The organism is Adhaeribacter swui (assembly GCF_014217805.1).
Classification (GTDB): domain Bacteria; phylum Bacteroidota; class Bacteroidia; order Cytophagales; family Hymenobacteraceae; genus Adhaeribacter; species Adhaeribacter swui.
The window spans coordinates 5,130,217-5,145,337 of record NZ_CP055156.1 but is presented as its reverse complement, the minus strand read 5'-3'; the positions used below and the strand labels follow the sequence as shown (position 1 = coordinate 5,145,337).

The following is a 15,121-nucleotide window of genomic DNA, read 5'->3' as shown; positions in this document are numbered from 1 at the left end:
AGCTAGAAAGTTATTTTTTTACCTTGATAGAAATCTAAAACTTTTAATCGGAAGGTGTACTCGTACTTTGCCTGTATTAGATCCAGTTGCGCTCGGGTAAAGTTATTGCGGGCCACGTTGTAATCCGTTGAATTGAGAACCCCATTGTTGAACCGGATTTCGGCGTTCCGGAACGTTAGCTGAAACGATTCTAACTGCTTTTTCATGGCAATAAATCGTTTTTGCGCCGCCACCGCATCGGCGTATGATTGTTGAATGGTTTGCCGGAGCTGGTTGCGGGTAATTTCGGTATTTAAAACGGCATTCTTGTGATTAATTTTTGAGCGTAACACGCCGTTTCGGGCACTGAAGCCATTAAAGATTGGAATGCTTAAATTTAAAAACAACCCAATACCGCGGTTATCCTGTAATTGGGTAAAATATGTATAATCTTCCACCACCGGCTGTCTGCGGGTAATGGCGGTAGTGACTGGTAAATTAGGGTCGCCATTTACAAAACCAACGGTGGCTAAGGTAGTTACTTCTGGCCCTTGATCTACCACCCGGTCCTTCAGCAGGTTAAAATGAGCCGTATTAAAATTTCCACCCAAGGATAATTGCGGCAGCAAGGCACCCTGGGATACTTTAACGCCCACCAATGCACTTTGAGCCCGTAGATCTGCCGCTTTAATTTCGGGCATGCGCTGCTGGGCTACATCAAATACATTATCGGCGTTGAAAGTAATAACATCTTCATCCGGATCTTTAATGTCCGGCTTTACTACTTTAAAATCAGGTAAATTTTGCAAATCCAGCAATTGCATTAAGTTAACCGCCGCAATATCGCGCCGGTTTTGGGCATTAATAATGCTTACCTCGTCGGTAGCGATTTGGGAATTAATCTCAAAAACGTTGTTTTCGGCCACACTACCCGCCTGAAAAAGCTTTTGGGTGCGGGCAGCCTGGTCTTTAGAACTGGCCAATTGCAATTTGGCGGCAGCTAATAATTCGTCGCTCAATATTATTTCTAAGTATTGCGAAACAATGTTTAACAGCACATCATTCTGAGTCTTTTCTAAATCTGAAAGCGAAGCCTGGTAATTCAGGTACGTTTGTTTAATGGAGTTGCGCAATTGAAATCCATTAAAAACCGGCACGTTGGCATTTACCTGAATGTTGTTAGTTCGGGTATTGCTGTTCACCAAAACCCCGGTAGTAGGGTCATTATTTAAACCCGAGTTAAAGCTGTACGAAGTACTTGCCCCCACAGTAGGCAATACGTTATTACGGGCTTGTTTGGCGTTTATAAATGCCAGTTCCCGGTTTAAGCCGGATTGTTTTAAAAGCAAATTATGCTCTAAGCCATATTCCACGCATTCTTGTAAGGTCCAGGTAGTTTTTTGCGGTTGCGATTGGGTTTGAGAGGTACTTTGCACTTGTGCTCGACCGGTGTAATTAGCCAGCATACCGGTGAGCAGCATACCGGCAACAAGCATTTTTTTGGATTGATTTACCATTATAAATCGATGTTAGGAATGTAAGTTAACTTTTTAATCCAACTAAGCTGGCCTATGTACTGCAGCGTAATGGGTTTTAAGCCGGTATCTACCTGAATAAAATGCCGGGCTAAATCGTTTTTAGCCCGCCGGGATACGTTCATGGTGGCAATATTGCAATCGTCGTGGGCAATTACGTTGGCGATAAACGCAATACTGCCTTTTACATCGTCGGCGTCGATGATGAGGGTGTGCAAATTAGCCGAAAAGTCACAAGTAAAGTCATCTACTTCCACAATGCTGATGACCCCACCGCCCCGGCTTTCGCCCACTACGTCTACCTGATTGGTAGCTCCGGTTAGTTCTAGTTTAATGGTATTGGGGTGCAGGGTAGAGGCATTACCCACCGACCGGAAAGTGTATTTTAAACCGGCGCCGGCGGCCAGATCTAAAGCATTTTTAATCTGCGGATCGTCGGTGGCAAAATCCAGTAAACCGGCAATTACGGCCCGGTCGGAACCGTGTCCTTCGTAGGTGCGGGCAAAAGAATTATAAAAAGTAATAATGGCGGTTTGGGGCGCTTCTCCTAACAGGCGTATAGCAGCTCGGGCAATGCGCACCACGCCAGCGGTATGCGAACTGGAGGGACCAATCATTACCGGCCCGATCATATCAAAAATACTGCTTTTCTCCGCCATCTAGTAAATAACGTTTGGGTGCATTTAGCGCATCAAATTTAGTGTTTACCAGCAATTAATAAAGATTTCCAGATTTTTATTTAGCTTCCGAGACAGGTGGCCCAACTTCCGGGTAAACCAGTTGTATAATGCAGATGGATTATTAGCCGGTTTTCAGCGTCTCGCTTTTTTAAAATTTTAAGGGCCTAACGTATCTGCAAGTAAGCAGTAGCAGAGGCCGGAATATGCCCGGTATAGATAAACCAGGAGAAAGTGAGGCGCATGCCAGCCCAAATAGTTTAAACTTCAAGCGTTAGAACCGGAAATAAAGAAGCAGATGCAAATTATTTTATTATGGTTGCCCGCTTTAACCGGAGATTAAAAATTTTGCCTTAAGTTTACGGATTCACAACCTCTGATTTTTACATGAGCATTCATTTTGAACCCAAAGTACTGGAGCAGCTAAAAAAATTAGAAGAAAAGTATGCCGCCTTGGGTCAGGATTTAGCCGCTTACCTGGAAGGGCTCTATCATTCTGATTTTTTAAATTATTGGGATTACATTCATCTGGATACCTTGTTAAGCCTGCAAACGCCACGTACAACTATTCCGGACGAAAAGATATTTATTCTTTATCACCAAATTACGGAGTTGTACTTCAAGCTTTGCTTGAACGAGTACGAACAAATTGGCAATTTGCCGGCCGATGCCCTTCCGGAGTTAATACAACGTTTAAAACGAATCAATCGCTACTTCGAAAATTTAATTGATTCGTTTGATGTAATGGTAGATGGCATGGATCCGAACCAGTTTCTGCAGTTCCGGATGGCGTTAATGCCGGCCAGCGGCTTTCAATCGGTGCAGTTCCGGATGATTGAAATTTGCTCCACCGATTTGCAAAACCTGGTAGATAAAGAAAAACGCAAAGCCTTGGGCCTGGCTGCCAGCCAGGACGAAATGATGGGTTGTATTTACTGGAAAGAAGGTGCTACTGAGTTGGGTTCCGGTACCAAAACCTTAACCTTATTGCAGTTCGAAGCAAAATACACGGAGACCTTATTAAAACTGGCGCTGGATTATAAAAACAAAAACGTATGGGCCGTGGTTAAACGATTACCCGAAGCCGATCAGCAAAACCCCAAGTTAATCCGGCAACTAAAAGAACTGGATAGCAACGTAAACGTAAACTGGCCCTTGATGCATTACAAATCGGCGGTACGTTATTTACAAAGCGAGAAAGGGAGCATAGCGGCCACCGGCGGTACGAACTGGCAACAATACTTACCGCCTAAATTTCAAAAGCGCATTTTCTTTCCGGAAATCTGGAGCGAACAAGAAATTGCTGATTGGGGCAAGGGCTGGGTAGATAAAGTTTTAAGTGAATTATAAATATATAAAATACTTATAGCAAATAATATAATACGGATTTATTACGCTTCACAGCATTTACGTAAATCCGAATTTTTAAAAAATTTTATTTTCTAGCTGTTCTTACCGGAGTTGTTACTTTTATCGCCCAGATTGGCCAATTATTCGTTCATGCAGTTATTATTTTATTTGCTTTTGTTACTGGCTTTTCTGTTTTTAACCGGATGTACTGCCTCTGGCGATTCTAAGCCGCAAAGTACCTTTAATACCAACAGCCAACCGGTTTCGCATGCACTATTTACCAGTTTATTACAAAAATACGTAGACGAACATGGCCGGGTAAATTACCGGGGTTTGCTCCAGGATAGTGCTTCTTTAAATCAATACCTGCAATTACTTTCTCAAAATCCGCCGGGGCCTAACTGGACCACCAACGAAAAACTGGCTTACTGGATAAATGCTTATAATGGGTTTACCTTGAAACTAGTGTTGCGCCATTATCCCGTAAAAAGTATAAAAAATATTGGTAATAAATTAGCCATCCCCTTTGTGAATACCGTTTGGGATATTTCTTTTATTAAAATTGGGGATAAATCATTTACCCTTAACAAAATAGAGCATGGTATTTTAAGAAAAGATTTTACCGAACCCCGCATTCATTTTGCAATTGTGTGCGCGTCTCAATCCTGCCCCAAATTACGACGTGAGGCGTATACCGCCGCTAATATAGATACGCAGCTAAACAATCAGGCCGAAATTTTTATCAATGATCCTTTCCGCAATAAAATACAAACCAATCAGGTTCAGATTTCAAAAATATTTAGCTGGTTTAAGGGTGATTTCACCCGCGAAAAATCTTTAATTGCTTACCTCAACCAATATTCTACAATTAAAATAAACCCGGATGCCCGGGTAAGTTCGTTGCCTTATAACTGGAATTTGAATGAGTAATTCTTAACCTAACTAGCAAGCGCCTGAAAGGTGAGTTTTTGAAGAGATAAAATAAGGTAAACAGTTAAAAAATTAGCGTTTTACCTGCTTCCAGCTTCATGCAATGTAAAGGGAGCGGAAAATATTAGCCAGTTTTCATCTGGCCGTAAGTTAAAAACTTCCGCTTATTAGTATCAACCAGCTACAAGCTGGCGGTAGATAGGAGAGTTGGAGAATAGTTAAATGCAAGAATCTAACTAACCGGTCAGTTAGATTCTTGCAAAATAACCTAAATCAAAACTTTCCAACTTTCCAACCTTCAAACTTTTCAACTTTTCAACTCACTACTATTGCGACCAGGCGGTGGGTTCGCGGTCCCAGCGGTGTTGTTTTAGCTGATGAAGTAAATCTTGCGGCAAGCCTTGGCCGTCGCTGGCTTTCAGGTTAGCTTCAGCGTGGTTAACTTTGCGCATTCCCGGAATTACGGTGCCCACCTGCGGATTACTTAGAATAAAACGCAAAGCCATTTCGGGCATGCTCATGCCGGCCGGTAGCAAAGGTTTTAACGCATCGGCGTGCTCCACGCTGGAAATTAAATTTTCCGGTACAAAATAAGTGCTTCGCCAATCATCTTTCGGGAAAGTAGTTTCTTTCGTAAAGGTTCCGGTTAAAGTTCCTTCATCAAAAGGCACCCGGGCAATAATACCCACGTCTAACTTTTCGCATAACGGGAATAATTGATCTTCCGGCGCCTGATCAAAAATATTATAAATTACCTGTACCGCTTCAATTAAACCGGTGTGCAGTGTATTTAGTACGTTGTTAGGTTCCCAGCGATTTACACTTACGCCCATGGCCTGAATTTTACCGGCTTTTTTTAAATCTTCCACGGCCCGTTGCCAGCGTTCATCCTCGGCCCAAGCATCTTCCCACACGTGAAACTGTTGCAAATCAATAGTTTCTACATTTAAGTTTTTTAAACTTTTCTCGGTGTACTCCACAATGTGGTCGTAGGGAAAACAATCTTCCAGTTTAGATTGGCGGTTAGAGGGCCATTGAAAGTTTTTCGGCGGAATTTTAGTAGCCAGGTACAACTTCTTGTCCGGGTACCTTTTTTGTAAACTGCCTAAAATTTGTTCGCTTCTGCCGGAGCCGTAGCCCCAGGCTGTATCGAAAAAATTACAACCGCGTTCTACGGATAAATCCAGCGATTTATTTGATTCATCGTCGTCGGACCCCGTCCAGCCGGCTAAGCCCCACATGCCGTAGCCAATTTCGCTGACCTGCCAGTTGGTGCGACCAAATCTTCTGTATTCCATAATTTTTATTTATATATAATATAGTAAGTAAAATCTTAGGATATGCCCTGTTTCTGGTAAAACAAAAATTTAAAAATTTTGTAAAGCGGTGTATAATTTATGAACCGGTAAGCCCATTACGTTGTAAAAAGAACCTTCTAAGCGCTCAATGGCCACCATGCCAATCCAATCCTGGGCGCCGTAAGCCCCGGCCTTGTCAAAAGGTTTTTGGGTTTGTACGTACCAGGTGATTTCCTGCTGGGTTAGATTTTTAAAAAATACCCGTGTTACATCGTGCAATATTACTTTTTTGGTACTAGATAGTAAGCAAACACCGGTAAATACTTCGTGCATTTTGCCGGAAAGCTCTTGCAACATGGCATACGCCTCCGATGCATCCGCAGGTTTATTTAATACCATGTCTCCCAGACACACAATGGTATCGGCGGTAATTAATACTTCTTGCGCTTGTAAATCCGGGAGGTACGCATCGGCTTTTTTGCTGGCCAGGTACTCGGCAATTTCTGCACGTTTTAAATAATCCGGAAAAGATTCTTCCACGTCTTTCACGCGAACCGAAAAATCTAAACCTAGATTCTTTAATAATTCGTGCCGCCGGGGCGAGTTAGAAGCAAGCACTATTTTCGAGGTAAAATTCATTTTGTTTGATTGAACTAAATACAAAGCCCGAAATAACTTTAGGGTAAAAAAAAGTTGATTTTTGGGGCATTAAGGCGCCGCTATAACAAACGGTTTTTACTTGCTCCATGGTTACCGCATTGGTAATAAAAGCCACGGCAGCTTCGCCATGATCTACCCGGGCCAGGCATTCGGCAAAATTACGAATGTATTGAATCTGCTCGGAATAGCGTTGGGCTTCCTGGGCAATGCCCAGGATTTTTTCAAAAACAAAATAATGCAGAACCGTTAAATCCAAGGCTTTTACTACATCTGGCAGTTGCCAGTTAATTTGCGCGTGTACCTCGGGTTTTAGCCGTATTTTGTAAGGCTTGCCGTATAAATACATGCCAAAAGCCCACGGTTTGCCCACGATAATTTCGTTTAAATCATAAGGATCCGAAAGCTCGGTTAATGTAAAGTAAATAGCCAAATTTTTTAAAAATTCTTCGCTGGATAAGGAAATTTGGGTTACCAGCCGGTGCGTGGGTAATATGCGCACAGCACAAGCCTCGGTATTGGTTAAATAAATAAAATGGTAATTATAAGGCTCCTGGCCGGTGTGGTTTTGGTTGCCCGCCATCTGGCTCTTACGGTATTGCAACGATCCCTCGTACCGGTGGTGTCCATCGGCCAGCAAAACCGGTTTATCTTTTAAAGTATTAACAAATTCTTTAATTATCCGGGCGTCTTGAATCACGGCTACCACATCGCGCACGCCCTGGTAATCTTCTGATTCGTGCAGCGGCGCTTGTATGGCTTCGTCCATGTACTTCTCCAGCATAAAATCCGGATCGGTGTATAAACCATGCGTGGGGCTTACCTGCATTTGGGTAGCTGCCAGCAAAGCAATGCGGTCGTTTACCGAAGCCGGCAGGGTGTTTTCGTGGCGGAGCAAAACTTTTTCGGACCAGTCGTAAGCCCGCATGTGGCACATAAAACCCTTCCGGCAATATTCCTGGTCGGAGCCCGGCAACCGGAAATACTGATAATACACGTAAATGCCAGGTAAGTAATCTTGCCGCAAAATGCCTTCGGTTTTCCAGTTTTGTAAGCGTTCGGCTGCTTCCTGAGCCGGATCAATGCCTTGCGGTACCGATAGGTGGATGCTGTTAAAAGGATTTTGGTACAAAGCTTCCCGTTGTTTTACCGAAACCACATCAAAAAGGGGAGAAGTTAAATCCTGTATGTTTTTGCTCAGTTCCTGGTTGTATCGCCAACCCCGGAGCGGAATTATTTCGGCCAAAGTTTTGGGTTTAAGTAGAAGAAATTTTAAAAAATTTAAATTTTAAAGATTGATTTAAGGAGCTAACCGGCCAATTTGCCAACTAAGGTTATCCGGATTTTTAGTGTAAATAATGCGGTCGTGCAGCCGGTTGGGCCGGCCTTGCCAAAACTCTACCAAGATGGGTTGTACCACGTAACCCCCCCAGTGTTCAGGCCGGGGTATTTTATTTAGGCCAATAAATTTATGTTCGTACTCCGCATTTAATTTTTCCAGTTCTGCGCGGTTGCTCACGGTTTTACTTTGCGGACTAGCCCAGGCTCCAATCTGGCTACCCAAAGGGCGGCTCCAGAAATATTCATCCGATTCTTTATCCCGAGCTTTTACTACCTGACCTTCTACCCGTACCTGGCGCTCTAATTCGGGCCAGAAAAAAGTAAGGGCCACCGCTGGGTTGTTGGCCATATCTTGCCCTTTGTGGCTTAGGTAATTCGTAAAAAAAAGAAACCCCTCGGGCGGTACGCCTTTCAGTAACACTACCCTGGCCGAAGGTACCCCCGCCTGGTTGGCGGTAGCTAATACCATGGCCGTGGGTTCCGGCACATTGGCGTCTATTGCTTCTTGCAACCAGGTATTAAATTGTGCCAAGGGATTCGGTGCTACCAGGCTTTCGTCGAGTACTTGCCGTGCGTAGTTTTTCCGGATATCCGCCAGGTTTAAACTAGAATTCATATATTTAAAAAATTATATTTTTAATAGACTTAATACAAATTTTTAGCGGTAATTTCGTATATCCTATTAATTTTTTGTAATTTGCTTGCTAAATTCTGTCTTCTTTTCGTAATACAAATAGGTATTATACCGGAAAAAAGAAGATAACTTTTCAAATCTGAGAAAATAAATTTTATAAAGTAGATTATTTTCTAAAATACTACTACTATTAACCCAGAATAACGTAAAGCGATAGGATATTTACCTAATTTTAAAAAATCCGAAGCTAGCAAGTATTATGGCGAAAGTTAAAAGTGGCAGTATCTTAATTTCTGAGCCTTTTCTGGGGGATCCGAATTTTGAACGCACGGTGGTACTTATTTGTAAACACGATACGGAAGGATCTTTTGGTTTGGTATTAAACCGGAAGGCTAATCTAAAACTAAGCGATGTGCCCGAATTGGAGCACTTAAACTTTGATATGGAGTTGCACCTGGGTGGCCCCATGGAGCATAATACCTTACATTATATTCATCAGATTCCAGAACTGGAAGAATCTATTGTTTTGGGGCCTAACGTATACTGGGGCGGGGATTTTGAGCAGTTAAAAGTTTTACTAAGTTCCGGCGCTGTAGATACCGACGATATCCGGTTTTTTTTAGGATATTCGGGTTGGTCGGCCTCGCAACTGGAAGATGAAATAAGAAATAACGTTTGGATTGTAAATAATACCGCAACCGATAATTTATTTAACTTAAATGTAGAGTCGCTTTGGCGCGATATACTAAAACAAATGGGAGGTAAATACAAAATTTTGTCTAATTACCCCATCGACCCAAGTCTAAATTAATACAACCCGGCTTTGTACATAAGCAAATGCATCATGTTAGATAACGAAAAAAATAATCTGCCCGATAACGAAAATACTTCTGGTTTAAGCGCACCGGCAACCGACAATCATCTGCAGCAAGTATTGGAAAAAAGGCTAGCCGAAATTAACGCCCGGAAAGAAGAAGGAACGCAAGCTATGGGCGGTAACCCCGGTCCGGGATTAGCAGATCCAACGGTAGTGCCTCAGGACGAACTGGCCACCGGTACAGATAAACCAGCTAATAATGTGGTGGTCGAAAATGCCGGAGATGCTGGAGCAAGCGAAAATACTTCTGCGGCAGCCAGCGATAGCCCGGCATCACCGCAAGGTACCGTAAATGCAGCTTTACCACCCATTGAAAGCAGCGTAGTGAACCAAGCTGATGAGGTATCGGGCTTTGAAGGCGATTTAACCAGCAGCCAGGATATTGCCCCGGATGAACCCATGTCCGAAACCATTTCGGATGCGGTAGAGCCTAATGCTTCGGAGTCGACGACCGAAGCTCCGGCCCAAGCAACTGCCGAAAGCCCGAATACGGACGAAAATCCGGCCGCACCGGAAATGAGCACTGCCGGCATTATACCGAAACAGGAACAAACTGCTGCTCAACAAACTCTGGCTAGCAACCCCGACGAGGCCAATGCAGCAGAAGCAAACCAGGAACATCCGGATGAAGCACATTCCGATGATTACATTCCCGAAATAGATTACAGCACCTTACCGGTGCCCGAACTAAAAAAGCAATTAATAAAAGCTTATAAAACTTCGGACCCGCGCAAAAATGCCCGGCAGATTTTTGAAATGTACCGGCAATACGAATTGCGCCTGGCTGCCGAAAAACACGAAGCTTTAGATAAGTTTATTGCCGACGGCGGCGACAGCGAAGATTTTGAATTTCATAGCAGCCCCGAAAACCAGGAAATTGAAAAAGGGTTTCAGCAGTTCCGCGATAACCGCAACCGCGAGTTAAAGAAAGAAGAAGAGCAAAAAGAAAAAAACTTAAACCGTAAAAACGAGCTTCTCGAACAACTGCGCAACCTGGTAGACGCGGCCGAAACGAAAAACAGCGCCGATAAACTAAAAGCCATCCAGAGTGAGTGGAAAGCGATTGGTGCCGTACCTACTTCCGACTCGCAGCAGTTATGGAACTCGTATCACGCCTTGCTGGATAAGTTTTACAATAACCGGAGCATCTTTTTTGAATTAAAAGAACTCGACCGCAAGAAAAACTTACAGCAAAAAATGCAGTTAGTAGAACGGGCCGAAAGTTTATTGCAAAACCCATCCATTAACGCTTCGTTGCAGGAGCTGCGGCATTTGCACGAAGAATGGAAAAATATTGGTCCGGTACCCAACGAATCGCGCGACGCTATTTGGGAGCGTTTTATTCAAGCTTCTGAAAAAATTCACGAACGCAAAAAAGAATACCTGAACGTACGGAAAGCTCAGGAACAGGAGAATTTGCAACGTAAATTAAACGTGCTGGAAGTAATTGCGCCTTACCAAACTTTTAACTCCGACCGGATTAACGATTGGCGCGATAAAACCGATGAAATTCAGAAAATAAAAGAACAGTGGGATTCTATTGGTTTAGTGCCCAAAGAAAATGCCGATGAAGTAAATAAGCGTTTCTGGAGCAGCTACAAAGCTTTTTACCAGCATAAAAATGCGTTTTTTAAACAGCTCGACGAGCAGAAAATGCAAAACCTACGGCATAAAACCGAACTCTGCGAGCAAGCCGAAGCATTAAAAGACAGCACCGATTGGGACGAAACCAAAGAACGCTTAATTCAGTTGCAGAAAAAATGGAAAACCATTGGCCGGGTGCCCGATAAGTACTCCGATAAAATCTGGAACCGGTTCCGGGCAGCGTGCAATGAGTTTTTCGACCGGAAGCAAAATCAGCAAAGCCTGAAAGAGGCCGAGCAGGAGCGGGCCGCATCTGAGAAAATAGCTTATTACGATAAGTTAGCTAGCCGGCTGAGCCACTCCGCTACTACCATTGGTTCTTTAGAAGAGTTTAATACCCTTTTAACGGAATGGCGCAGTTTTGATGAAGCCGGCGGCCGGGCCAATCCAAAATTAGAGGAGCGCTTTTTTGATTTGCTGCAAAAGTACCTGGATACGGTGCCCGACCTGAGTTACGAAAGAAAGAACGATTTAATTTTTCAATTGCAACTCGATCGTTTGCGCCAGCATCCGGATGCCAGCCATAAGCTATACCAAAAAGAACAAAATATCCGGAAAGAAATCAGTAGCCTGGAGAACGATATAAGCACTTTAAAAACCAATATCGAGTTTTTTGCCAGGTCAAAAAATGCGGAAAAGTTGCGCGAAGAGTACCAGCAACGCATCGAAGAAGCCAATACCCGCATGAATATTTTAAAAAAACAGCTTCGGGTAATCCGGTCTTAAAAAATATTCGTTTTGATTTTCAATCATTTAAAAAAAAATAGTGAAATACCGGAAGGCGGCATTTGCATTATTAAACAGCTTTACTAATTTTGTACCCGCTAACAAACACGTAGCACTAATTTAATGAAAGCCTCCTTAGCTCAGCTGGTAGAGCAACTGACTTGTAATCAGTAGGTCGTTGGTTCGATTCCGACAGGGGGCTCTTAATTTTAAAGCACTTATAAGATTTTGTCTTGTAAGTGCTTTTTTGTTTTCGCACAATTTGCATACTTATTCAGCTTTAAAACATACTTAGTTAAAAATATTAATCCTGTTCCAATTTTGTAACTGAACAATAGAACAATTAGCACTAATATCAGTATGTTCGACAAAAATTATTAGCTTTTATAACACATGCTGAAATATTTATCAACACTCTCAATGATATCAAAGTAAAGCTAAATGGTAAGGAGTATGATTATATAAGAGCTTGTGGTTTACTGAGGCACCTTTTAATGGATAAGCATCCTCTTGTTCATATAGTTAATAGAATTTATAAATTACGTATTTATTTTGAAGGGTCTTTTGAATTCAATCCTCGACCTAATGCTTTATTATACTGGAAAAGCATAGAACCATTTAGAGGAATGATTACTAAGGTTGAACTACCTCAATTTTTAAAATCAAACATTCTATTGTTTTATGATCATATATATAATGTCCAGGATATAATACAATATACTTCTCATATAACGTGTGGTGTCCATTCTCAACCAGCAAAAACAGAAAGAGAATTAAATTTACAATCTTGGATTGCAGACGCAGGAATATCGTACATGTCTATTAGAGCAATTTGTGTTGTAAGTTTGAATGCTCTATTGCCGTTAGAACTAGAAATAAAAAAAGATTTGCAGTAAAGACGGATCCGCACCTGCAGTATTAACATCGTAACTACCAGCATCGGAAACGCTGGTGTTTTAAAGCATCGGATTATAATTTAGCGAAAATAAAATATCGGGGTTTTACCTTCCTTAACTGTATTTTCCGGATTTGTGTTTGAGAAGGGTAGTGGTTTTATCTTTATTATCCATAGCCTTAATTCAAATCAATGTTATTAGAGCCTATCAAAATAGCATTTCTTAATTTTCGCAAGTGGAAGTAAGTGTCTGAGTTGCCTTTATCTAATATACCTTCATTAATAGTATAGAGAACCAAGTAGTACAATTGACTTTCTTAATACAAAATAGATAATAAATTTATTTAATATGGATGATAGTTTCTTGGTTATCGGAACGCGTATGAATATCATTGATACTATTTACAGGAAAAATGCTAATCCCGCCAGATAACTTTATTTTGACATAATCATCACCAACGTAAATAATCTTGCATCTATGATCGTAATTGCCCGTTGAACGTAAATACAATGCAATTGGCTGATCTTTGAACTTAGTTAGCAACTCCTTAAATGTTTTAGGATTCTCTTGAATTGGTATTGTGTAGCTTGAATTAAATTGAGGGCTTGCTAATCCTATAACACTTAAAAAGAATAGTGATGAAAGAAGTTTAAGCATAACTGTTTGTTTAATTGTTTAAAGAGTTATTAATATACAATTAAATCCATTCGGTATTTATTCTATCTTAAACTTGTGCCGATAATCCTGTTTATAAATTAAAATACGCATGTATTTTTTGCATGCACTACATCATAGCATTAATTAACCTCAACCTTTAAATCTCTTCAGGTGCTATTCTACTAACCGCATTCCTATAAAAAGGCGAAATCACCCTATTTACTCTTTAGACATCCCATTGTTCTTTAGTCATATTGGAAGTTTCCTCCCTCACATAACCCCATCAAAGCTCGTATTACTCTTATCATTTTCTTTCTGGCATTATAAATCCCTATTCCTAATGTATGTAAGCAATCCTTTACTACTTGTATTAGCATAAGAGATAATGAAATTAATTGCTAAATATTTTAGATTATTATTAAATATTAGTATTATTGCTAATATAATTAGTTTAATAAATTGTGATAGTCATCTTTTAGTTAGCTGAAGTTTCTATAAATGCTACACTGTATCTTGAACCATATTAATATTTGGAGCTTTTTTTGTATATGTAGTATATTATATATAGTTTGATTATGCCGGAAACGCACATTATTTATTTTGGACTAGCATTTCTAACGAGTTTTAACTTGCTGCTTGTTTTTATAAGCTTAAACTTTTTCTTAAAGAACAAACAAGCGCATTATGCTTTGCAGGCAGAAAAATTCGCGCTGATGAATAAGCACGAAAACCAAAGGCAATTACACCAGTCTTTAAAGTTTTTTAAAAAAGATAAACCATTACTTAGTTGTTATCAATCGTTGTTCTCGAAATACTTACCCAGCAATAATTAAATAATCTGTGGCTGAAATTTCAAAATTTTAAAAATCCAATAAACGGATTGTAACTAATGCCCGGAGGTGCCGTTACTACGAGTCCGAAAGAGATTTGGGGTTAGTTATACAAAATTTTAAATTTTATGAAAGCAACAGAAGCAAACCAATCGGCTAAACAAAACCCGCAGGAACAATACCGGCAGCCGCCAACCCCGGAGCCGCCGCAGTCTGTACCGGGGAGCGAAGCCGAAATGCAGTTAAAGCCAGATCACGGCGAAACAAGCTATAAAGGTTCCGGCAAGTTAACTAACCGAAAAGCAGTAATTACGGGGGGCGATTCGGGTATTGGCCGGGCGGTTGCCATAGCATTTGCCCGCGAAGGTGCCGATGTGCTGATTTCTTACTTAAACGAAGACGAAGACGCGAAAGAAACAGCCAGGTTAGTGGAAGAAGCTGGCCGCAAAGCCGTGTTGGTTCCCGGCGATATTAGCGACGAAGAACATTGCAAACAGATTATAGAACGGGCAGTAAGCGAATTAGGTGGCCTGGATATTCTGGTGAACAATGCTGCTTTTCAAATGGAGCGCGAATCGTTGCAGGAAATTTCGACGGAAGAATGGGAAAAAACTTTCCGGATTAACATTAATGCCATGTTTTTCTTGTGTAAAGCCGCGGAACCACATTTAAAACCAGGTAGTACTGTGGTAAATACCACGTCGGTAAATGCTTACAAGGCTCCTCCTAAGTTAATTCCTTATTCGGCTACTAAGGCTGCCATTCAAAATTTCACGGTTAGCTTAGGCCAACTCTGGGCCGATAAAGGTATCCGGGTTAACTGCGTGGCTCCAGGACCAATCTGGACGCCTTTAATACCCAGCACCATGTCGGAAGATCATGTAAAAGCGTTTGGCGAAAATGTGCCTTTAAAACGGGCAGGGCAGCCCGCCGAGTTAGCGCCCATTTATGTTTTGTTGGCGTCTCAGGACTCCAGTTACATGACTTGCTCTACGGTGCAGGTTACCGGTGGGTACCCTACTATTTAAAAAAGATATTACTTATAATACCATTAAAGCCCAACCGTTCTATATAGGCCCGGTTGGGCTTT

General features: G+C 41.6%; 13 protein-coding genes and 1 tRNA gene. 7 read left to right on the top strand and 7 right to left on the bottom strand.

Features of this window, described 5'->3' with window-relative positions; translation table 11 throughout:
* Positions 1 to 2 precede the first annotated feature (2 nt).
* Entirely contained in the window at positions 3 to 1,496 is a 1,494-nt protein-coding gene (locus HUW51_RS21330) for a TolC family protein (RefSeq protein WP_185271626.1), read from the bottom strand.
* A complete protein-coding gene (gene sdaAB, locus HUW51_RS21325) occupies positions 1,496 to 2,173 on the bottom strand; it encodes an L-serine ammonia-lyase, iron-sulfur-dependent subunit beta (protein ID WP_185271625.1) in 678 nt (225 codons plus the stop codon). The genes HUW51_RS21330 and sdaAB overlap by 1 nt, the downstream gene beginning before the upstream one ends.
* A 405-nt stretch (positions 2,174 to 2,578) precedes the next feature.
* On the opposite strand from sdaAB, the gene HUW51_RS21320 reads away from it, so the two are divergent.
* Positions 2,579 to 3,541 carry a tryptophan 2,3-dioxygenase family protein gene (locus HUW51_RS21320; protein WP_185271624.1) on the top strand — a complete coding sequence of 321 codons (963 nt, stop codon included), beginning with the start codon at positions 2,579 to 2,581 and terminating at the stop codon, positions 3,539 to 3,541.
* A 150-nt stretch (positions 3,542 to 3,691) separates the two neighbouring features.
* Entirely contained in the window at positions 3,692 to 4,471 is a 780-nt protein-coding gene (locus HUW51_RS21315; RefSeq protein WP_185271623.1) for a DUF547 domain-containing protein, read from the top strand.
* 326 nt (positions 4,472 to 4,797) lie between these two features.
* Here HUW51_RS21315 and HUW51_RS21310 read toward each other — a convergent pair whose 3' ends face one another.
* From HUW51_RS21310 to pdxH, 4 genes are all read right to left on the bottom strand, one after another.
* Positions 4,798 to 5,769 (bottom strand): aldo/keto reductase, encoded by a 972-nt coding sequence (locus tag HUW51_RS21310; protein WP_185271622.1) that lies wholly within the window; start codon positions 5,767 to 5,769, stop codon positions 4,798 to 4,800.
* A gap of 69 nt (positions 5,770 to 5,838) precedes the next feature.
* Positions 5,839 to 6,408, bottom strand: a complete 570-nt coding sequence (locus HUW51_RS21305; RefSeq protein ID WP_185271621.1) for a Maf family nucleotide pyrophosphatase — start codon at positions 6,406 to 6,408, stop codon at positions 5,839 to 5,841.
* Positions 6,374 to 7,672 carry a DUF1015 domain-containing protein gene (locus tag HUW51_RS21300; protein ID WP_185271620.1) on the bottom strand — a complete coding sequence of 433 codons (1,299 nt, stop codon included), beginning with the start codon at positions 7,670 to 7,672 and terminating at the stop codon, positions 6,374 to 6,376. Before HUW51_RS21300 ends, HUW51_RS21305 begins: the two co-directional genes overlap by 35 nt.
* A gap of 54 nt (positions 7,673 to 7,726) precedes the next feature.
* The gene (gene pdxH / locus HUW51_RS21295) at positions 7,727 to 8,383 is read right to left on the bottom strand and encodes a pyridoxamine 5'-phosphate oxidase (protein WP_185271619.1); all 657 of its coding nucleotides are present in this window, start codon (positions 8,381 to 8,383) and stop codon (positions 7,727 to 7,729) included.
* 277 nt (positions 8,384 to 8,660) lie between these two features.
* On the opposite strand from pdxH, the gene HUW51_RS21290 reads away from it, so the two are divergent.
* The 4 genes from HUW51_RS21290 to HUW51_RS21275 all read left to right on the top strand — a co-directional run bounded on the left by HUW51_RS21290 (position 8,661) and on the right by HUW51_RS21275 (position 12,544).
* Positions 8,661 to 9,212, top strand: coding sequence for a YqgE/AlgH family protein (locus tag HUW51_RS21290; RefSeq protein ID WP_185271618.1), 552 nt, complete (start codon positions 8,661 to 8,663; stop codon positions 9,210 to 9,212).
* Positions 9,213 to 9,245: 33 nt separating this feature from the next.
* Positions 9,246 to 11,648: a DUF349 domain-containing protein gene (locus HUW51_RS21285; RefSeq protein WP_228466805.1), complete on the top strand. Its 2,403-nt coding sequence runs from the start codon at positions 9,246 to 9,248 to the stop codon at positions 11,646 to 11,648.
* A gap of 129 nt (positions 11,649 to 11,777) precedes the next feature.
* A tRNA-Thr gene (locus HUW51_RS21280) sits at positions 11,778 to 11,850 on the top strand.
* Between the two features lie 292 nt (positions 11,851 to 12,142).
* Positions 12,143 to 12,544 (top strand): hypothetical protein, encoded by a 402-nt coding sequence (locus tag HUW51_RS21275; protein ID WP_185271617.1) that lies wholly within the window; start codon positions 12,143 to 12,145, stop codon positions 12,542 to 12,544.
* 339 nt (positions 12,545 to 12,883) lie between these two features.
* Here HUW51_RS21275 and HUW51_RS21270 read toward each other — a convergent pair whose 3' ends face one another.
* Positions 12,884 to 13,201, bottom strand: a complete 318-nt coding sequence (locus HUW51_RS21270; protein WP_185271616.1) for a hypothetical protein — start codon at positions 13,199 to 13,201, stop codon at positions 12,884 to 12,886.
* 958 nt (positions 13,202 to 14,159) lie between these two features.
* On the opposite strand from HUW51_RS21270, the gene HUW51_RS21265 reads away from it, so the two are divergent.
* On the top strand, positions 14,160 to 15,059 hold the full coding sequence (locus HUW51_RS21265) for an SDR family oxidoreductase (RefSeq protein WP_185271615.1): 900 nt from the start codon (positions 14,160 to 14,162) through the stop codon (positions 15,057 to 15,059).
* The last annotated feature ends 62 nt before the right edge of the window (positions 15,060 to 15,121 follow it).